General features: G+C 65.6%; 21 protein-coding genes. 11 read left to right on the forward strand and 10 right to left on the reverse strand.

Features of this window, described 5'->3' with window-relative positions:
- Nucleotides 1–71 precede the first annotated feature (71 nt).
- The 5 genes from MUG95_RS02795 to MUG95_RS02815 form a co-directional block, all read right to left on the reverse strand.
- A complete protein-coding gene (locus tag MUG95_RS02795; RefSeq protein ID WP_247009554.1) occupies nucleotides 72–626 on the reverse strand; it encodes a hypothetical protein in 555 nt (184 codons plus the stop codon).
- Entirely contained in the window at nucleotides 619–1290 is a 672-nt protein-coding gene (locus tag MUG95_RS02800; RefSeq protein ID WP_247009555.1) for a sugar phosphate isomerase/epimerase family protein, read from the reverse strand. The genes MUG95_RS02795 and MUG95_RS02800 overlap by 8 nt, the downstream gene beginning before the upstream one ends.
- 81 nt (nucleotides 1291–1371) lie before the next feature.
- Nucleotides 1372–2154 (reverse strand): CbiX/SirB N-terminal domain-containing protein, encoded by a 783-nt coding sequence (locus MUG95_RS02805; protein WP_247009556.1) that lies wholly within the window; start codon nucleotides 2152–2154, stop codon nucleotides 1372–1374.
- A gap of 126 nt (nucleotides 2155–2280) precedes the next feature.
- Nucleotides 2281–2892: a VOC family protein gene (locus tag MUG95_RS02810; protein WP_247009557.1), complete on the reverse strand. Its 612-nt coding sequence runs from the start codon at nucleotides 2890–2892 to the stop codon at nucleotides 2281–2283.
- A gap of 141 nt (nucleotides 2893–3033) precedes the next feature.
- Nucleotides 3034–3726, reverse strand: a complete 693-nt coding sequence (locus MUG95_RS02815) for a magnesium transporter CorA family protein (RefSeq protein WP_247009558.1) — start codon at nucleotides 3724–3726, stop codon at nucleotides 3034–3036.
- 244 nt (nucleotides 3727–3970) lie between these two features.
- Here MUG95_RS02815 and MUG95_RS02820 point away from each other — a divergent pair, with 244 nt between their 5' ends.
- The 4 genes from MUG95_RS02820 to MUG95_RS02835 are packed head-to-tail and all read left to right on the forward strand — an operon-like array spanning nucleotide 3971 to nucleotide 7930.
- Nucleotides 3971–5314 (forward strand): DUF445 domain-containing protein, encoded by a 1344-nt coding sequence (locus MUG95_RS02820; protein ID WP_247009559.1) that lies wholly within the window; start codon nucleotides 3971–3973, stop codon nucleotides 5312–5314.
- Nucleotides 5311–6867: an Abi-alpha family protein gene (locus MUG95_RS02825; RefSeq protein WP_247009560.1), complete on the forward strand. Its 1557-nt coding sequence runs from the start codon at nucleotides 5311–5313 to the stop codon at nucleotides 6865–6867. The genes MUG95_RS02820 and MUG95_RS02825 overlap by 4 nt, the downstream gene beginning before the upstream one ends.
- A gap of 44 nt (nucleotides 6868–6911) precedes the next feature.
- Nucleotides 6912–7091, forward strand: a complete 180-nt coding sequence (locus MUG95_RS02830) for a hypothetical protein (protein ID WP_247009561.1) — start codon at nucleotides 6912–6914, stop codon at nucleotides 7089–7091.
- Complete coding sequence (locus MUG95_RS02835; protein ID WP_247009562.1) at nucleotides 7088–7930, forward strand: beta-keto acid cleavage family enzyme; 843 nt, start codon at nucleotides 7088–7090, stop codon at nucleotides 7928–7930. Before MUG95_RS02830 ends, MUG95_RS02835 begins: the two co-directional genes overlap by 4 nt.
- On the opposite strand, the gene MUG95_RS02840 is transcribed toward MUG95_RS02835, so the two are convergent.
- Nucleotides 7927–8610: a metal-dependent hydrolase gene (locus MUG95_RS02840; RefSeq protein WP_247009563.1), complete on the reverse strand. Its 684-nt coding sequence runs from the start codon at nucleotides 8608–8610 to the stop codon at nucleotides 7927–7929. The genes MUG95_RS02835 and MUG95_RS02840 overlap by 4 nt on opposite strands.
- A complete protein-coding gene (locus tag MUG95_RS02845) occupies nucleotides 8610–9251 on the reverse strand; it encodes a hypothetical protein (protein ID WP_247009564.1) in 642 nt (213 codons plus the stop codon). Before MUG95_RS02845 ends, MUG95_RS02840 begins: the two co-directional genes overlap by 1 nt.
- 125 nt (nucleotides 9252–9376) lie before the next feature.
- Here MUG95_RS02845 and MUG95_RS02850 point away from each other — a divergent pair, with 125 nt between their 5' ends.
- The 3 genes from MUG95_RS02850 to MUG95_RS02860 all read left to right on the forward strand — a co-directional run bounded on the left by MUG95_RS02850 (nucleotide 9377) and on the right by MUG95_RS02860 (nucleotide 10625).
- The gene (locus tag MUG95_RS02850) at nucleotides 9377–9529 is read left to right on the forward strand and encodes a hypothetical protein (RefSeq protein ID WP_247009565.1); all 153 of its coding nucleotides are present in this window, start codon (nucleotides 9377–9379) and stop codon (nucleotides 9527–9529) included.
- A gap of 56 nt (nucleotides 9530–9585) precedes the next feature.
- On the forward strand, nucleotides 9586–10362 hold the full coding sequence (locus MUG95_RS02855; RefSeq protein ID WP_247009566.1) for a DICT sensory domain-containing protein: 777 nt from the start codon (nucleotides 9586–9588) through the stop codon (nucleotides 10360–10362).
- 107 nt (nucleotides 10363–10469) lie between these two features.
- Nucleotides 10470–10625: a rubrerythrin-like domain-containing protein gene (locus MUG95_RS02860; protein WP_247009567.1), complete on the forward strand. Its 156-nt coding sequence runs from the start codon at nucleotides 10470–10472 to the stop codon at nucleotides 10623–10625.
- Between the two features lie 16 nt (nucleotides 10626–10641).
- Here the strand turns inward: MUG95_RS02860 and MUG95_RS02865 are convergent, their stop codons facing one another.
- Both MUG95_RS02865 and MUG95_RS02870 read right to left on the reverse strand, forming a co-directional pair.
- Nucleotides 10642–12006 (reverse strand): PAS domain-containing sensor histidine kinase, encoded by a 1365-nt coding sequence (locus MUG95_RS02865; RefSeq protein WP_247009568.1) that lies wholly within the window; start codon nucleotides 12004–12006, stop codon nucleotides 10642–10644.
- 68 nt (nucleotides 12007–12074) lie between these two features.
- Nucleotides 12075–13388: a PQQ-dependent sugar dehydrogenase gene (locus MUG95_RS02870; protein ID WP_247009569.1), complete on the reverse strand. Its 1314-nt coding sequence runs from the start codon at nucleotides 13386–13388 to the stop codon at nucleotides 12075–12077.
- A gap of 94 nt (nucleotides 13389–13482) precedes the next feature.
- Between MUG95_RS02870 and MUG95_RS02875 the strand changes: the two genes are divergently transcribed.
- The 3 genes from MUG95_RS02875 (at nucleotide 13483) to MUG95_RS02885 (ending at nucleotide 15249) form a co-directional block, all read left to right on the forward strand.
- Nucleotides 13483–13737 (forward strand): hypothetical protein, encoded by a 255-nt coding sequence (locus MUG95_RS02875; protein ID WP_247009570.1) that lies wholly within the window; start codon nucleotides 13483–13485, stop codon nucleotides 13735–13737.
- A gap of 121 nt (nucleotides 13738–13858) precedes the next feature.
- Nucleotides 13859–14557 (forward strand): metal-dependent transcriptional regulator, encoded by a 699-nt coding sequence (locus MUG95_RS02880; protein WP_247009571.1) that lies wholly within the window; start codon nucleotides 13859–13861, stop codon nucleotides 14555–14557.
- On the forward strand, nucleotides 14554–15249 hold the full coding sequence (locus MUG95_RS02885; RefSeq protein WP_247009572.1) for a TMEM165/GDT1 family protein: 696 nt from the start codon (nucleotides 14554–14556) through the stop codon (nucleotides 15247–15249). The genes MUG95_RS02880 and MUG95_RS02885 overlap by 4 nt, the downstream gene beginning before the upstream one ends.
- On the opposite strand, the gene MUG95_RS02890 is transcribed toward MUG95_RS02885, so the two are convergent.
- Entirely contained in the window at nucleotides 15246–16610 is a 1365-nt protein-coding gene (locus tag MUG95_RS02890) for a hypothetical protein (RefSeq protein WP_247009573.1), read from the reverse strand. The two genes, MUG95_RS02885 and MUG95_RS02890, sit on opposite strands and share 4 nt — an antisense overlap.
- Nucleotides 16611–16772: 162 nt before the next feature.
- On the opposite strand from MUG95_RS02890, the gene MUG95_RS02895 reads away from it, so the two are divergent.
- The gene (locus MUG95_RS02895; protein WP_247009574.1) at nucleotides 16773–17132 is read left to right on the forward strand and encodes a hypothetical protein; all 360 of its coding nucleotides are present in this window, start codon (nucleotides 16773–16775) and stop codon (nucleotides 17130–17132) included.
- The last annotated feature ends 73 nt before the right edge of the window (nucleotides 17133–17205 follow it).

Raw genomic sequence — 17205 nt, forward strand, 5'->3', positions numbered from 1 at the left:
GTCGTCCTTACTGTGCGTCGAGAGACGCCGCTCCGTCGACGCGGGGCAGATACGGGGCGGCCGCACAGTTGCTAGAGCGAGGCTATCCAGGCACCGAGATAAAACGCAGTAACGAGGGCACTCACGGCGACAAAAGTCAGGAGCAGATACTTGATATCGCGTGCGACCTCTCGCCGTTCGAGCCAACTCTTGTCCCTGTACTCGTACTCGAAGGTCAACCGGTTCGGGATACTCTCGTTCGAGCGGAGGAGTCCGGGCTGGACGGTTGCGAGGTACTCCTCGATTTCCGCCTGACGTGCCCAGCAGGCGTTCCGGGCGTGACGGAACCCCTCGGCCCAGACGAGCAACACGAAAAACACCGTGGCGGCCCCGCCTGCGAAGAGTGTCCAGACGAGCGGCGACGTAGCAGGCCTCTGCCAGAGGTCGTACCCGAAGTTCAGCACCAGTCCGAGTACCACGAGCGTGAGGTAGTACGTGTAGTGGAGGAACTGGTCACGGTAGCGGCCCTCGTCGCTGGCGACCTGATAGTCCGTCAGCAACGCGTCGAGGGCTGTCTCGTCGACGTCGTCGACCGACGCCCCGAGCGGGTCTTGCTCGTGTAACACACGCCGCTCGTCGTCACTCATCGGTGGGGGTTCCAGTGGTCCAGTCGGCCACGGCAGCGAGTGCGGCCGATTGGTCGTCGGGCATAACTTCGAGGACGACATCCCCCTCGAACCGGTCCGCGAGGAGTCCCGTCGTCGTCTGGAGGTCGATGTCGCCGGCTCCGAACGGTAGGCCGTCGGCCAGCGGCGTCGCGTCGGTCAAGTGGACCAGTTCGATTTGCTCCGGGTACGTCGTCAGGAGCGATTCGAGTTCCTCGCGATAGTGGTCGGTGGCCATGTACAGGTGCGCCGTGTCGAGGACGAGACTGTGGCCGACATCCAGAATCGCGTTCCTGAGGTAGTGCGGACTCGCACCGGGGTTGTTCTCGTACCCGTACCTGCTCTCGAAACCCACCCGCTCGAAGTCGGGGATGTGCGCGTGGTGGGCGTACTGGGAGTGAACGACGAGGTAGGCGTCGAGACGAGCGGCGAGGTCGTCGGTCCGGGCGAGAACGTCCCGTTGCTGAGGGCGAACGTGCGGTGTGTGGACCGAACTCACGGCGACCGGGGCGGACTCGACCGCCTGCTGAACCGCTCCCACGTCGAGCGTCTCGGTCGTGAGATAGAGTTCGACCGCATCGAACCCCCGGTCGGCCGCGGCCGCGAGCGCGTCACCGTCTGGCGGACACTTGCCGACGACGTGCATGGGGTAGATGATGTACGTCCGATACTTAACTTTCGGACTCCGACGTATCCGGGCACCGTCGAGAGGGGACCCCAGCGCGGACTAGGAGAGCGGTCCCTCGCCGTCCGTGGCGACCGAACGCGCGTTCTCGGCCAACTCGGCCTCGAACGACGCACTGCCCGCACTGTCGTCGAGGGCACGCTTGCGGGTGATTTCCCGGTGAATCGCCTCCGTGACGAGACGGGATTCGCCGAGCGGGTCGGCGTAGGCGACGCCACCGCGGTCCAGTTCGAGTTTCGCCGGGATGCGGTCGGTCGTCGTTTCGTTTTCCGTCAGGAAGAGGGGGACTGCGACGGCACGTTCCGTGTCGACGTTGTACCGCACGCACTCGACGGCCGGGTTCTGGAGGAGATAGCAGGTGACCACGTCGGCGTAGGTAGCACGGTCGGCGACGCGTTGTGCGTGGTACTCGGTCATCTGCCGGTGGTAGGACTGTGAACTGTTGCCCTGTCCGACGAGGACGAGCGTCGTGTCGGCGGTGGCCGGAACGGCCTCGGCGGCCCGGTCGGCCACGAGGTCCGTGACGACGGGGGTCCGGCCGATGGGTTCGCAGTACCGCACATCGCCGTCGAGATACGGGAACACCCGCGGCAGCACCTCCGTCGTCTCGTGACTGTGTGCGAGTGCCGCCGGCAGGACAAACAGCGTGTCTGCCGCCATCGATTGCAGGTCCGCGCGGAGTTCCCGAACCGGTTCCTCCGAGTACGTCACCACGTGTGCAGCGTCGACCGTCCCGCGCGCTTCGATACGGTCCGCGTGCGTCTCTAACGTCGCCGTCTCGTGTGTGCCGTCTCGGCCGATGAGTACGAGTGCGTCACCTGTCATGTGCCCCTCCTATTACAAACTCGGTTGTACTACTTCAACCGGGCTTGTGTATCGAGATGGGAGAGACCGACAAGTAAGTTTTGGTCATGCGGGTCGACCGGGCGTTCGGACACGCCCCGGGGAAACCTACACGCCGGCACCTGTCTCGGCGTCGGGAAGGTCGTTCTCGATGACATCGATGCCGAGTTCTTCCAGCGCGGCCCGCATGTGCTCGTCGTGTGCGTAGTCGGCCCCGTCTTCCTCACGGATTCGCTGAGTCGCCGCGAGTACCTCGGCGCGTCGCTCGTCGGGGAACTCGTACTTGTCGGCGGCGAGTTCGATGACCAGTCCGTTGTGGTCGCGGGTGTACAGCGAGTGGAAGATACCACGGTCGAACATGTTGTACCCGTGTCCGGCCTCGTCGAGGGCCGCCATCACGTCCTCGTACTCGTCGGCGTCGATGCCGAACGCGAGGTGGTGGACCGACCCCGTGCCGCCCCGGAGCGGTTGCCGGTTGGACTGCCGGTCGTCGCTGACGAACACCGTCAGGATGCGGCCGTCACCGGTGTCGAAGAAGAGGTGAGTCTGTGACGGGTCGTCGAGGTTCGGCTGGCGGAGTACCAGCGGCATGCCGAGCAGGTCACGGTAGAACGAGAGGGTGTCTTCTTCGTTGCTCCCCCAAATCGTGACGTGGTCCGTCCCGGTGGTGTGAAAGGGGCTCTCGGGCCGTTCTGCGGTCGCCGGTGTGTCGTTTGACATACCAGTTGTTGGGGACAGACGAGGATATACCTGACCCCGAGCAGTCGGCACGAAGGCCGTCGTCGGAACCGGGCGAAAGAATAGGGAGCGTGTGACAGCGAGGCCGCGTGTTAGAACCGTGGCACGTGACCCGGAGTGCGGTTACTCCTCGGCTTCGGCTTCTTCTTCGCCGTCGTCGAGACCGACGTTGGTCTGGGCCTCCTCGACGGTCTCCTCGACTTCGTCCTGCAGGTCCTCGAAGCGGCCTTCGAGGTCGTCGATCTGCTCCTGGTAGCGGTCGAGCTGTTCGGAGAGGCGTTCCTCGAACTGCTCGGTCTGCTCGGCGAGTTCCTCGTCGAACTCGTCGATCTGCTCTTCGAGCGTGTCCTGCAGTTCCTCGTACTGTTCGAGGACGCTGTCGAAGGCGTCGAGCGTCTGCTCTTCGAGTTCCTCGTTGGCGTCGAGCAGCACGTCCATCTGCTCCCCGAGGCCGTCGAGGATTTCGTCGACCTGCTCCATGCCGTCCTCGTAGTTCTCGTCGATGGTGTCGACCAGGTCGTCGTGCTGGTCGAGGACGGAATCGAACCCACTGTTGACGGTTTCGCGGATTTCCGCGATTTCGTCCTCGGCACCGGGCGAGGTGGACTCGACCGTATCGAGGACCTGATTGATGGCGGTCTGGCCGAACTTGATGGTCCGCTGTTGGGCCTCGCGCTGGTCGTCCAGCGTACTGTAGAAGCTGTCACTGACGTCCGCCGGGACGTTCACGGCGTTCTCGACGAGCGTCTGACCGTTTTTGATTGCGTCACGCTGCACCTTGAAGATCGCACCGATGGGTGAGTTGTCGTCGCTCATTGTATGCCCTCACTTCGGGACAGTAACATGTTACTGGCGTAAAGTCTTTTAGTTGACGCCATCATAATACGGCAGTATTAAATTACACCGCAGATACCATCCGACAAACCGAGACAGCCAGTTCGGGGGAACGGGCGTGTCGCAACTCCGGTCGGACGGCCAACCACACACGTGGTGTGTGGGCCGTCCGTCCTGAGTCCTGTTCCGCCGTTCGGCAACAGCGAAGTGCGGGAATTGAAGACCAATGTTGGCACTCGATTGGCACCTGTCGTTCGCCCTCGTCACCAGCCTCGCGGGACTTCCCGTGAGCCTCCCCGCCAGCATCGACTGGAGCCTCGTGATGATTCCGCCGATTACAGGCATCATCGGGTACGCCACGAACTGGGTTGGCATCCGTCTCCTCTTCCATCCCGTCGATGCCCGCGGCATCAAAGTTCCCGGGATGGAACACCTCGCGCAGTTGCTCCCGAAGAAGATACAGCAGATTCCGGGCGTGATGGAGGGACGCGTCGGCTGGCAGGGCATCATCCCGTCGCGGGCAGGGAAGATGGGGAGCCTCAACGTCGACAACGGTATCGCCAAACTCGCCAGCCAACGCGAGTTCTACGAACGCTTCGACCCGGAGCGTATCGCCGAACACGTCGTGGGGAGCATCCGCGGAGACATCCACGCTCGCGTCGAGGAGATAATCCGGGACGAGCATCCCGAACTGTGGCAGGACCTGCCCGAACCCATCCAGCGGGCAGTCCACGCCCGCATCGAGGCCAAAGTTCCGGAGGCCATCGAGCACATCACCGTCCAAATCGGGGAACACATCGACCAACTGCTCGACATCAAGCTGATGGTCATCGAACACTTAGAGGAGAACCGGCGACTGCTCAACAGCATCTTCCTCGACGTGGGGGACCGGGAACTGAAGTTCCTCGTCAATTCGGGCTTTTACCTCGGTACCTTCCTCGGCATCTTCTCTATCCCGCTGTTCGTCTTCATCGGCGAGTGGTGGGTACTCCCACTCTCGGGGGTGTTCGTCGGCTACTTCACGAACCTCATCGCTATCAAGGCGATTTTCAACCCGGTACAGGAGCACAAAATCGGCCCGCTCAAGATACAGGGGCTGTTCATCAAACGCCAAGACGAGGCCTCCGAGACGTACGCCGAACTCGTCGCCGAGAACGTTATTACGATCGAAAATATAGCTCAGAACCTGCTCCACGGGAGCCAATCCGACCGCACGCACAAGATGATTCAGGACGCGTTACGGCCGGCCGTCGACGAGGCAGTCGGCGTCGCACAGCCCCTCGTTCGGATGACGACCGGTAGCGAGGAGTACGAGCGCATCCGTGAATCCATCGCCACACAAGGTGTCGAGTACACGCTCGAACCGCTCGAAGACGCGACGTTCAACGAGGAACGAAGCGTCGCCATCCAGCAACTCATGGCCGAGCGGATGAAGGAGTTGCCGCCCGAGGAGTTCGTCCCGATGCTGCGGGACGGGTTCCGTGAGGACGAGTGGCTGCTCATCCTCGTCGGTGCCGTCCTCGGATTCGTCGCCGGGTGGATACAGCTACTGGTGGTGACCGCGGTATGACGGACGAGTTCCCCGCGTGGAAGCCGGACGAGATAACGTCCGAAGACGTCGGTTTCGACGCCCCCGATGTCGACTGGGCGAACATGGACCCGACGGACCTCGGGCGGATGTTCGACATCCTCGACACCGCAGTCAACGACACCGTGGGACTCGACGGCGACGGGTTCGACCGTCTCCTCTCGGTGTTCGAGCGGACGTTCCTCGGCGACACCGCCGTCGAATCCGAGGAGTTCGAGCGGATGCTCTCGGTGCTCGAAGAGGCAATCGTCGACCCGACGAACCCCGACCACGCCGAGGAAGTCGTCGCCATCCTCGAGGCGAGCCTCGACGGGACGGTCGGTGACACCGCGATGACCGACGGAGCCCTCTCGGTGATGGAGGCGGCACTCGCGGACCCGTCCGGGTCGGGCTCCGTCGTCGAGGACATGATGGGGGTGTTCGACACGGGGCTGACCGACCCCAGAGCCGTCGAGTCGGCGGCGGATAGCGTCCTGTCGATGCTCGACGTGACCGAGAGCGGGTCGACCGGCGGCGCGGGCGAAGAGATGGACTCGTGGCTGGACGACTTGGGCGTCGGTCTCTCGGTGTCCGGCGACGCGGACGGCGACGACGACGTGAACTCGTTCCTCGACGCGGTGGACACGGAGTTCGGCGACACCAACGCGGCCGCGGAGATGAGCGACCGGTTCCGCATCGCCCGCATCGTCACCGCGGCCACACAGCGGAGTACGGAGTACTCGGTCCGCTCCGGGGTCAGAACCGGGACGCGAATGGCACAGGCGGCGATGACCGCCGAGTCGCCCGCCGACATGCTCGACAGGAGCCGGTCCATCGTCTTCGGCGAACTCGACGACCTCGGGTTCGAGCCGCCGGAAGGCATCGCGGACACCGACGAGGACGGCGACGGCCAGTCCGAAGAGAGACACCGGCGGATGGCGCTCGAACGGTTACAGGAGCGGGGCGAACGACTCATGGACGAGGCGGCGAAGGTCGACCGAGACGACCCCGGTTTCCACCCCGCATTCCCGCGGATTCTCGACTCCATCTCGCCCGACGAGGGGCGTATCCTGCGACTGCTCGCCACGGAGGGGCCACAGCCGTCCGTCGACATCAGAGACGTGGGCTACATTCCGATTACCTCGAAACTGGTGGCGGCGGGGTTGACGATGATAAGCGAAGAGGCCGGGTGCCGCTACGAGTCCCGCGTCACGGCGTATCTGAACAACCTCCAACGCCTCGGCCTCATCTGGTTCTCGGACGAACCGGTCGAGGACCTCAAACGCTATCAGGTCATCGAGGCCCAGCCGGACGTGGACCAAGCCATCGAGGAGGCACGGCGGGCGAAGATGATACGCCGGAGCATCCACCTGACGCCGTTCGGCTTCGACTTCTGTAGGGTGTGTCTCCCCGTCGAAATCGACGACGACGCCGCGGGCGTCTACGACGTGCCCGACGAGAGCACGAGCGACGCCGACGGGATGGAGGCCATCGACGGACCGCCGAGCGAGGGAGAACTCGACAGCGGGACGGAGTTCCGCGGCGGGAACTGGTGAAACCGACCCGGACTGTTTTGCCACTGTCCCCCGTGGAGGGTGGTATGTCGTGTCCGTACCTCGACTACCGCGCCGACGCTGACGGCAGTTCCTTCGACGAGCCACGCCCCTACTGCACGGCCGCCGAGGAGTTCGTCCAGCCGATGCGTGCCGACATCTGTACCGACCGCTTCGCGTTGAACCACGAGACGGACTGCGAGATATACCTCGCACACGAGGAATGAGTTACCAGTCGTATCTCGACGCCGACCCGGTCATCGTCACCGCGGCACTGGCTGGCGGCGTCCACGGCAAGGAAGCGAACCCGAACCTGCCCGAGACCCCCGACGAACTCGGCGCGGCGGCCGCGGCCGCCGAGCAGGCGGGCGCGTCAATCGTCCACCTCCACGCCCGGCAGGACAGCGGCGAGCGCGCCTTCTCGACGGCGCGGTTTCAGGAAGTGACAGACGCCGTCCGCGAACAGACCGACAACATCGTCGTCCAGCACTCGACAGGCGGGACGGGCGCGCCCATCGAGACACGGCTCCAACCCCTGCGGACCGACCCGGCACCGGAGATGGCGTCGCTCGACATGGGGCCGCTGAACCGCTACGACCACCTCACCACCGAGAACACCGTCGCGGACGTGAACCGCGTCTACGACGAGATGGCCGAGCGGGGCATCAAACCCGAGATGGAGATATTCAACGACGGCCACCTCAACGAGGTACACGGCCTGCTCGACCGCCGAGAGTTGGCGGACCCGGTGTACGGGACGCTCATCTTCGGGCCGGGGACGCTCACCCCGCCGCGGCCGCGGAACTTCCTCAACGCCATCGACAACCTGCCCGACGGCGCGCTGTTCAACACGCTCGGGTTCGGTCGCCACCAGTTGCCCTTCGCCACGATGGGCATCCTCTTCGGCGGGCACGTCCGCGTCGGACTGGAAGACAACGTCTACTACCGGGAGGGCGAACTCGCCCAGAGCAACGCCCAACTGGTCGAGCGAGTCGCGGACATCGCCGAGACGCTGGGGCGACCGGTCGCCACGCCCGAACAGGCCCGGGAGATACTGAACCTCTAGGCATCGGACCGTTCCCCCTGTAGCCGCCGGGCGAGGAGGACGAACAGGCCGGTGGCGGCGAAGTAGAGTTGCCAGCCGCCGACTGCGACGTAGGCGACTCGTTCGACCTGTTTCGGTTGCGGGTCCGTCTCCGCGGTCGGTTGGACCGGATTCGAGATGTGGGTGTCCTGTGTCGTCCCGACCGACCCCACGTCGACGGTGACGCCCTCCGCCGCGGCCCCGCCCTCCTCGGCCGTGGCGAACTCCACGAACGTCTGGACGAGGCCGTCCGTCGAGGAGAGCGCGAGTTCGCCCCCGAGCCGGTAGAACTGGTCGAACAGCGGGTAGAACAGGTTCACCCCGTCGTAGTGGGCGTAATCTAGCAGGACGTACGCGAACACGTGGGCGAACAGGACGGCCCACGCGGCGTTCACGCCGTGCGACCCGACCCGCGCCGTCAGCCACGAGTCCGGGCGGACGCGCGTGTCGTAGACGAGCAGGGCGGCACCCGCGAGCGGGACGAGGAGCGTGTGGCCCAGCGCGCGGTGGGCACCGCGGAACAGGAAGCCCGCGAACACGTCGAGGTCCGTGAGGACGGCGACGGCGAGCAGGACGGCGAGGAACCGGCGGTCGAACCGTCCGCGGTAGAGTGCCCCGGCCAACAGCAGTCCGAAGCCGACGTGGACGACGGTAGAGGGCACTACCGGTCCCTCCCGAGTGTAACCGCGGTGGCGACTGCCGCGGCGGCGACGACGACGGCCTGCCAGCCGGAGGCGAGGAGGCGAACGCGCCGCTCGACGCCGGGCGGGTTCCCGGTGCCGGGGGTCGGGTTCACCCACGAGGCGACGTGGTAGTCGGCGGTCGTCCCTTGCGTCGTCACGGCGACCAGTCGTCGTCCGCCCACCTCGACGTACGTCTGAACGAGGCCGTCCCCTGTCGAGATTGTGAACCGTCCGACGAGCGAGTAGAAGCGGTCGTGAACCGGATAGAGGAGATTCACCGCGTCTTGGCTGAACAGGTCGAGGCCGATACCGGCGACGGCGTAGACGGCGACGGCGACCCACGCGACCCGGACGCCCCGCCAGCCGTAGCGGTCGGCCAGCCACGACGTATCGCGCCGCTGGGTGTCCCAGTAGAGGAGACACCCCGCGACGAGAGGTATCCAGCCTGTGTGCAGGAGTGCGTTGGTCACGCCGGGAACGTAGAGGCTCGCCACCGCGTCGAGGTCCGGGACGGCGGCGACGCCGACCACCGCGAACAGCGACCGGCGGTCGAACGCCGTACCGAGAAGCGCGAGGCCGACGAGGACGCCGACAGCCACGGTCACCAGCGTGGGTGGCATACACACTCATACGCGGAGACGAGCATAAGTCCACGGGCGGCCCCTCCGTCTCGGTTCCCTGTTCTCCGTCACGCGGCGGTACCGAGAGCGACGGCCTTAGGTGGCTCCCGATGTGACGAATTGGCATGGCCGACCCGTACTGTCGGCGGTGTGGCGCGTCCCTCACGACGGGTCTGGTGGCCACGAACCGCCGGGCCTGCTGTCTCAATGCGACGCCGATAGTCGGTGTCTGTCCCGAACACGGGCCGTTGGGACCACACGACGTGCGTGAGGACTAATTAAGCAGTGAGTCCGTCACATCGCTTTTGAGCATCGAGAACGTATCACATGCTCGATGGCCACCGCTACCGCCGACTCGATTCGAGAGTTCATTCCGGACAGTTCCGGGAAGGACCTCTCACTCGCCGTCCTGAACCGGACGCGGCCGGAGCCGATACAGAACACCTTGGAGAAACTGTTCTCCGGCCAACCGGTCGCCGTCGAGGAGGCGGACGTACCCGACGAGCAAGACGACACTGTCGTCCTTCTCAGAGGGGGTGAAGTCGTCGCCTCGTCGCCGCTCACCGAACTCGAGGAAACCATCCTACTGGTCAACTCGGACCTCTACATCACGGGTGCGCAGTCGGTGACACAGGTTCGTCCCCCCGTCGTCCTCCGGGAACTCACCGACGAACCGTTTCACCTCCGTGGCTACCCCGAGTCGAACAGCGAAAAGATGCCGCTCATCCTCATCTCTCGGTACGTCGAGCGACTCGCGCTGGAACAGTCGGGGTGTATCCTCCGGTCGTCGTTCCAGCGTACGTCACGGGTCGAGGACGAGCGCGGAACCTACAACGTCTACGCGAAAGTCGCGGACAGCGACACGGCGGTTCACATGTACGGCGTCCCGGACTGGGTGCCACCCCGGGAGTTCGGCGCGTCGCTTCACGGCGGGTACACCGACGAATACCAGCACGCGTGGTTCGTCGTCTGTGTCGACCCGGACGACGAGACGACGGACCACGCGGCACTCGTCGCCTACGAAACCGGCCCGAACGAGTGGGTTGGGACGTGGACGTTCGACACCGACAAGACACGCCGAATCAATCGGTACATCGAGCGAACCCTCTGACGGAGCCGGCGGTTGGTGACCAACTGTTTGCATCTCGTGGTGAAATCGAGAGATTCTTTCAGTCGAGAGTCACAACAGTTATATCGGAGAGTGTGTGACGTGTAGTCATGCCAATACCGTCGGACCCGGCACCGCAGGACGCCGACGAACAGCTCTACGAGTGTGTAGACTGCGGGGCACGGGTCTGTAGTGACGAACGGGTCACCGCGTGCCCCGAGTGCGAGGGGCGGGTGCAGAACATCAGCCGTCCCCGGCCAGAGTGAGGACCTGACCGCGCCGTCAGGGGGAGAGCGTCACCGTGACCGTGTTGCCAGTCGGACTACTTCTGTCGAAGGTAATTGTCCCGTCCGAGCGGTGGACGACCCAGTAGACCAGCCACAGGCCGAGTCCCGAGGTGTGATAGATGTCCTCCATCTCTCGCTTGCCGGTCAGGACCTGTATCTCTTGCTCGGGAATCGGCGGGCAAGCGTCCTGGACTGACACCTCGACCACCTCCGGGTACGGCTGAACGATTACCTCTACCTCGCCGTCAGTCTCGGGATGACACTGAATCGCGTTCTCGATGAGTTCGATGACCGCGAGGCCGAACTGGTGGTGTGCACTCGCCGACACCGACTCGGGGGCGGTCAAGTCGATACGTGCCGACGGGAACCGCTCTCGCACGGTGTCGACGGCGTCGACGACTGTCTCGGTCAGGTCGAGTCGTTCCCGCCCCTTGGAGTCGGTGAGCAGTTCGATTATCCGTCGCTGTTTCTCGGCCGTCTCGATGAGTGTCTCGCACGTCTCCCGGATAGCCTCCGCACTCGCCGTGGCGTCACCGCGTCCGTTGGTTATCATCTCGGCGTGACCGAGGACGACACTCAACTCGTTCCGGAGGTTGTGCCGGAGGAGGTTGTCCATCACCGTGAGTTGCTGGCGACGGCCGCGGCGGTCGGTCACGTCGCGGCTGAACCCGGCGATGCGGACCACGTCACCGTCGTTGACGACGGGCTGACCCCGCACCGAGACCCACACGTCGTAGTTCATGTCCGGGTTCACCCGGTGTTCTACGTCGACGGATTCACCGGCGGAGAGGCGAGCCATCGCGTCCTCGACGAGCGAGCGGTCGTCGGGGTGAATACGGTCGAGGAAGGCCGTCGGGTTGTCGCGGAGTGTCAACCTCGACCCCCCGTAGACCTCCTCGTAGGCCGGATTGATGAAGAGCAGTTCCGACCACTCGGCGTCGAACATCCACAGCACGTCGTTGACCGTCCGCGTGAGTTCGGTGAGGCGTGCTTCCGTGTTCATCTGCTCGCTGATGTCGCGCGAACTGACGACGTAGCCACCGAGCGTGGAGTTCCGGAGGTTCGAGAGGCGCGATTCGAGCCACACCCACGACCCGTCCGTGGTACGGTGACGATAGCGGACCGTCTCGGTCGTCTCCGCCTCGGCAGTGATGACCCGCTCGAACACTGCGCGCGCCCTCGTCACGTCGTCCGGGTGAATGTACTCGAAGGCACACTCGCCGACGAGTTCGTCCGGGTCGAACCCCAGAATCCGGTCGGCCGCGGAGTTCACCCACACGAACTCGCCGGTTCTGTCGACGACGACTACCTTGTCCTGCGTGTACTCGAGTAGCGACGCGACATCGCCGTCGACGGCCATGACATTATATTTCACAGTCTGTGATTAAAACGGTTTGGGCGGTGGGGAATCTCACTCTCGCGGACCCCTCAAGCACCGCCGAGGAGTCGGTACACTCGGCCGGTGGTCCCGCGTGGGCCGCTGTTCTCCGTCGTACAGAGGTACAGTTCGCCGTCTCTGTCACGGCCGAAGGCGAGTGCGTTCGACGGAACCGGCCCCGCCGTCGTGTCCAGCGTGGGGGTCGACACCGACCACAGTCCCGCGTCGCTGGGCCGTGCGACGAACAGCGTCCCCGAGAGTCGGTAGTCACCGAACACGTACGTTCCGCGGAGCGACGGCATCGCGTCCCCGCGGTAGCGATAGCCGCCGATAACCGCCACACCGGTCGGGCCGTCACCGCCGTGGCTGTACTCGATTATCGGGTCACGTAGCGGGGTGCCGTCCGGCGTCTCGGCGGGACACGAGTTCGCGCCGTAGCAGTGTGTCCCCTCTCTGACGTTCCAGCCGTAGTTCCCGCCGGCGACGACACGGTTCACCTCCTCGAAATCCTGTTGGCCCACGTCGGCGACGTACAGGTCGGTGCCGTCGAAGGAGAGACGCCACGGGTTTCGAAAGCCCCACGCGTAGTGTTCGTCGAGTCCGGCCGACCCGACGAGCGGGTTGTCCTCGGGGACGCCGTACGGTCTGTCACCGCCCCGCTGGTCCACGTCGATTCGGAGGACGCTCCCGAGCAAGTTCGATTCCACGTCCTGCCCGTTGCCGCCGTCGGTACCGTCGTACCAGTCGTCGACGTGGCCGGGTCCGGCGTCGCCGCCGCCACCGCCGTCGCCGACGGCGACGTAGAGGTACCCGTCCGGCCCGAACGCGAGCGCGCCGGCGTTGTGGTTGCGCTGTGGCTCCGGAATCTCCAACAGCCGCCGCTCGGTACCGGGGTCGACGCGGGCCGCACCGGCGTCGGCCGTGAACTCCGAGAGGACGAACGTGTGGTCGAACCCCTCCGGCATTCCGTCCCGCAGTGGCGCGCTGTACCGGGCGTAGAGCCGTCCGTTGTCGGCGAAGTCCGGGTGGAACGCGAGGCCGAGCAACCCGCGCTCGTCGTACCCGGGGTTCAGCGAGACGAGGCGGTCCCGCACGTCGAGATACGACCGGTCCCTGACGCCGTCGCCGTCGAAGACGTCGACGACGCCACGCTGGTCGACGACGAACCGCCGGTCGTCGCCGGGGACCGTCTCGACGCCGAGCGGTGCGGCGAACCCACTGGCGACCGGTTCGGCGCGGACGACAGCCGGGATATCGTCGCCCGAGTCCGCGGAGTCACCCGAGGGCGACGACTGGCACCCGGCGAGGCCCACCGACAGCGCGAGGGCACCGTCACGAAGCAGTTCGCGGCGAGTCCGACCCATGGGTACCACACAGGGAAGTGACCGCAAAAGTGTTCACGATACGTGGCCCGACACGGGAGAAACACATATTTCCTCGGACGTGCAAGCACAGGCTATGCGAGTAAGAGATAAACCCGCGACGCCGACCCCGAGTTGGTTGCTCGGTGCGTTGCTGTTGGTCTGTGGCCTCGCGTTTATCGTCGACTTCCTGAGTCTCGCCACGTACTCCCCAGCAGTCGTGAACGCACCCCTCTCGGTCTGGGCCGTCCCCGCCGCCGGTGTCGCCGGCGGTGCGGTCCTCATCGGCATCGGCGTCGCCGCCGTCCTCCACTCCTCCGGTCGCATCGAACTCCCCGTCGAGTTCAACTGACCACCCTCCACACGGGTTCTCCTGCAGTCTCGCGGACCGGTAGCCTGCGCTCTTCGAGTCGCCACACCGGTTTTTTGCTGACGACACTCTTATTTGTTAGACGTGTCTAAACCACGTACGAATGCTGAGCGACGTGATGGAGGACTACCTCAAAGCGGTCTACGAACTCCAGCGCGACGGCGAATCGCCGGTGGGGAACTCGGCGGTGGCGGAGTATCTCGACGTGACGTCCCCGACGGTGACGAGTATGATGGAGAAACTCGCCGACAGGGGGTTGGTGACCAGAGAGAAGTACGCGGGCGTGGAGTTGACCCCGGAAGGCGAGACGGTCGCGGTCGAAATCATCCGGCACCACCGTCTCCTCGAATCGTTTCTCGTCGAGCAGTTGGACTACGAGTGGACGGACGTACACGACGAGGCGGACGTGCTGGAACACCACATCAGCGAGGAACTGGAGGCTCGCATCGCGGAGGCCCTGAACGACCCGCGGGTCGACCCGCACGGCGACCCGATTCCCGCGGCGACGCTGGAACCGCCGGGGGACGACGACGCGCAACCGCTCTCGGAGTTCGCCGTGGGTGACCGCGTGGTCGTCGAGCGAGTCCGTGACCGTGACGAGGAGGAACTCCAGTACCTCTCGGACGCGGGAATCGTCCCGGGGCGGGAACTCGTCGTCACCGAGCAGGCACCCATCGGGATGGTCACCGTACGCCACGACGACGGCGAGCAACATCTCCCGGCGGCCGTCGCCGCGAACATCGGTGTGAGTCCCGCCGACGCGACTGACAGTGCCGGACAGCCGGCCGAACCGGGCGCATGACCGGGTTCCTCGAAGTCGCGCTCGTCGCCCTGACTGCACAGTTAGCCGTACTGCCGGGCGAGAAGGTTCAGTTCCTCATCGCCGCCCTCTCGACGCGGTACAGCCCCGTCGTCGTCGTCTCGGCGGCGGGGGCGGCCTTCGCCGGGTGGACCGCGCTCGAAATCTGGTTCGGGAACGCGCTCCGGGGCGCGCTCCCGACGGTGGCCCTCGACGCCATCACTGCCATCCTGTTTTTCGTCTTCGCCGTCCTGCTCGTCCGGTCGGCACCCGCGTCCGGCGAGGACCCGATAGACACCGACGGGAGCGGCATCGCCGCCGTCGAGGAGTACGAACTCCCCGTCGTCGGGAGCCTCCCGTCGTCGTTCGGGAGTTTCGTTCCCATCTTCGCCATGATGGCGACGGGCGAGTTCGGGGACAAGACCCAACTCGTGACGATTAGCCTCGCGCTCCAGTACGGCGCGAACCCGGCCATCTGGGTGGGCGAGATGGCGGCCATCATCCCGGTGAGTATCGCCAACGCCGTCTTCTTCCACAAGTTCTCCCACCGGTTCAACGTCCGCAAGGCCCACCTGTTCGGTGCCGGCTTGTTCGCCTTCTTCGCCGCCGACACCGTGCTGGCACTGCTGACCGGGTTCTCCGTCTGGGAGACTGTGGTGGGAACGCTCAGCGGCCTCCTCCTCGCGGCGATTTAGCGGTCGCCCGTCGTCGCTCCGTCCGCCTGCTCCGCTGGTGTCTCGTCGGCCGACGCGTCGAACACGATAGCGACGACCGACCGGGACCCGTGCCGCCTGACCACCAACACCATGTTGAGCGTGAAGACGGCGGCACCGACCGAGAGGAGGACACCGGCGACGGCGACCACGGTTGGGGGGAGCGGGACCAGTCCGGCGACGACCAGCAGGGCAGTCCCGGCACCGATGGCGACGAAATCGACGGCCGCGAGGCGGGCGTCGTAGAGGTCGTCGACCATCGGGACGCTCTCGAAGCCGATGCGGTCGCTGTACCGGTGGATCCAGACGATGAACGGCACGATGTGATAGAGCGTGCCCAGCACGACGAAGCCGACGACGCCGGCGGCGAGGAGGTGTGCCGTCCCGGGCGCGCCGTACAGCACGCCCGGGCGAGTCGGGTCCCGGAACCACGGCCCGACGGTCAGGAGCGACCACGCGGCCATCCCGAGGGCGACGACGTACCGCGAGAGCATCGGCGTCCAGTCCACCGGCGTCTCGGCGAGTCGCCGCGCGAGGACGACGGCGAACCCGAACACGGCGACGACGACGAGGACGCCGCCACCCCGGGCGAGCCACAGAACGTCCGCGAGACGGCCCGCCGAGAGCGCGAGGACACCGACCGGGTAGCCGACCGATTCGACGGTTCGGATGGTGGTGTCGACGCCGTGCAGGTCCGTCTGCGTGAACATCGTCCCGAGTTGGTAGAGCGCGCCGATGACCGTCGTCAGGACGCCGCCGAACAGCGCGAGCGTGACGTGCGCGCCGAGGACCCGTCCCCGAGTGACCGGGAGTCCGGTGAGGAGCGGCCACGCCGCGTCGACTGCGAGGAGGTGGCCGAGTGCCGTCGCCAGCACGAAGAACGCGAGCGCGAGCGCGAAGTGTCGCTCCGTCACGTCGTAGCCGTCCTGTCCGGCGAGCGTGCGGCCGACGTTGTACGCGAAGACCCAGAACCCCGCGAGGAGCAGGCCCCCCGCCGGAGCGAGCAGGCGGAACCACCCGGTGAGAAACCCCGTAGCGAGACCGAGCAGACCGGCGACGGCGAGCCACAACTGGAGGGTCGCGAGTCGCTTAGAGTGTAGTTCCGTCCCGGACCACACCGGGACGAACTGCGTCATGGCTCCCATGATGGTGAGACAGACCCACCCGACCAGCAGGAGGTGGACGTGGGCGAGTCGCGGCGTCCCGGGCGCGACGCCGACGGCGTCCAAGCCGCCGAGCACCGCACCGGCGAGCAGGAAGGCGAGTGCGACGAGGAAGTGTCTGAGCGGGACGGTCATCGGCGGCTGACTCCCCGTGTCGATGTCGCCGGGAATCGCGCTCATACGTCGTCCGTCGGTGCCGCCCGCCCGAATCCCTGTATCCGAATATATTCGGGTAGACGGGGCGGCAGTACCCGCCGACGGCCACCCCGGACAGCGTGGGCCGTCGGCGGGTGTGGACGACGTGGCCGTCGCGTTTTTTACACGTCTCGTCGAACGGTCGGTATGGCACTCGTCGATAACCTCGTGGTATTCGTCGTCAGTCTCCTCGTTGGCGCGCTCGGCATCCACATCGGTGCCACCGTCATCACCGGGACGCGCGACTACGCCTACGCCGTCACCACGGCACTCATCGGGGCACTCGTCTGGGGCATCGTCGGCTTCCTCGTCGGTGGCATCCCGCTGGTCGGCCCGGCACTCGTCCTGCTCTCGTACCTCGCGGTCATCAAGTGGCGGTACCCCGGTGGCTGGCTGAGTGCTGGCGGTATCGCGCTCGTCGCGTGGGTAGCGACGCTCGCCGTCCTCTACGTCCTCGCAACCGCGGGCGTCACCGAGTTCGGAGCCGTCGGTGTGCCGGGCGTCTGAGTGGGCACCCCTCCGTAAAATATACAATAACTGGTATTTTCCCCCTCGTTTATCACCGCGATCGTGGTAGTTC

Source organism: Halorientalis litorea (assembly GCF_023028225.1).
Taxonomy (GTDB): Archaea; Halobacteriota; Halobacteria; order Halobacteriales; family Haloarculaceae; genus Halorientalis; species Halorientalis litorea.

Excerpts from the sequence above, each read along its gene's own strand:
- MUG95_RS02795 (WP_247009554.1), bottom strand. The coding sequence starts at position 626 with ATGAGTGACGACGAGCGGCGTGTGTTACACGAGCAAGACCCGCTCGGG.
- MUG95_RS02800 (WP_247009555.1), bottom strand. The coding sequence starts at position 1,290 with ATGCACGTCGTCGGCAAGTGTCCGCCAGACGGTGACGCGCTCGCGGCC.
- MUG95_RS02805 (WP_247009556.1), bottom strand. The coding sequence starts at position 2,154 with ATGACAGGTGACGCACTCGTACTCATCGGCCGAGACGGCACACACGAG.
- MUG95_RS02810 (WP_247009557.1), bottom strand. The coding sequence starts at position 2,892 with ATGTCAAACGACACACCGGCGACCGCAGAACGGCCCGAGAGCCCCTTT.
- MUG95_RS02815 (WP_247009558.1), bottom strand. The coding sequence starts at position 3,726 with ATGAGCGACGACAACTCACCCATCGGTGCGATCTTCAAGGTGCAGCGT.
- MUG95_RS02820 (WP_247009559.1), top strand. The coding sequence starts at position 3,971 with ATGTTGGCACTCGATTGGCACCTGTCGTTCGCCCTCGTCACCAGCCTC.
- MUG95_RS02825 (WP_247009560.1), top strand. The coding sequence starts at position 5,311 with ATGACGGACGAGTTCCCCGCGTGGAAGCCGGACGAGATAACGTCCGAA.
- MUG95_RS02830 (WP_247009561.1), top strand. The coding sequence starts at position 6,912 with ATGTCGTGTCCGTACCTCGACTACCGCGCCGACGCTGACGGCAGTTCC.
- MUG95_RS02835 (WP_247009562.1), top strand. The coding sequence starts at position 7,088 with ATGAGTTACCAGTCGTATCTCGACGCCGACCCGGTCATCGTCACCGCG.
- MUG95_RS02845 (WP_247009564.1), bottom strand. The coding sequence starts at position 9,251 with ATGCCACCCACGCTGGTGACCGTGGCTGTCGGCGTCCTCGTCGGCCTC.
- MUG95_RS02850 (WP_247009565.1), top strand. The coding sequence starts at position 9,377 with ATGGCCGACCCGTACTGTCGGCGGTGTGGCGCGTCCCTCACGACGGGT.
- MUG95_RS02855 (WP_247009566.1), top strand. The coding sequence starts at position 9,586 with ATGGCCACCGCTACCGCCGACTCGATTCGAGAGTTCATTCCGGACAGT.
- MUG95_RS02860 (WP_247009567.1), top strand. The coding sequence starts at position 10,470 with ATGCCAATACCGTCGGACCCGGCACCGCAGGACGCCGACGAACAGCTC.
- MUG95_RS02865 (WP_247009568.1), bottom strand. The coding sequence starts at position 12,006 with ATGGCCGTCGACGGCGATGTCGCGTCGCTACTCGAGTACACGCAGGAC.
- MUG95_RS02870 (WP_247009569.1), bottom strand. The coding sequence starts at position 13,388 with ATGGGTCGGACTCGCCGCGAACTGCTTCGTGACGGTGCCCTCGCGCTG.
- MUG95_RS02875 (WP_247009570.1), top strand. The coding sequence starts at position 13,483 with ATGCGAGTAAGAGATAAACCCGCGACGCCGACCCCGAGTTGGTTGCTC.
- MUG95_RS02880 (WP_247009571.1), top strand. The coding sequence starts at position 13,859 with ATGCTGAGCGACGTGATGGAGGACTACCTCAAAGCGGTCTACGAACTC.
- MUG95_RS02885 (WP_247009572.1), top strand. The coding sequence starts at position 14,554 with ATGACCGGGTTCCTCGAAGTCGCGCTCGTCGCCCTGACTGCACAGTTA.
- MUG95_RS02890 (WP_247009573.1), bottom strand. The coding sequence starts at position 16,610 with ATGAGCGCGATTCCCGGCGACATCGACACGGGGAGTCAGCCGCCGATG.
- MUG95_RS02895 (WP_247009574.1), top strand. The coding sequence starts at position 16,773 with ATGGCACTCGTCGATAACCTCGTGGTATTCGTCGTCAGTCTCCTCGTT.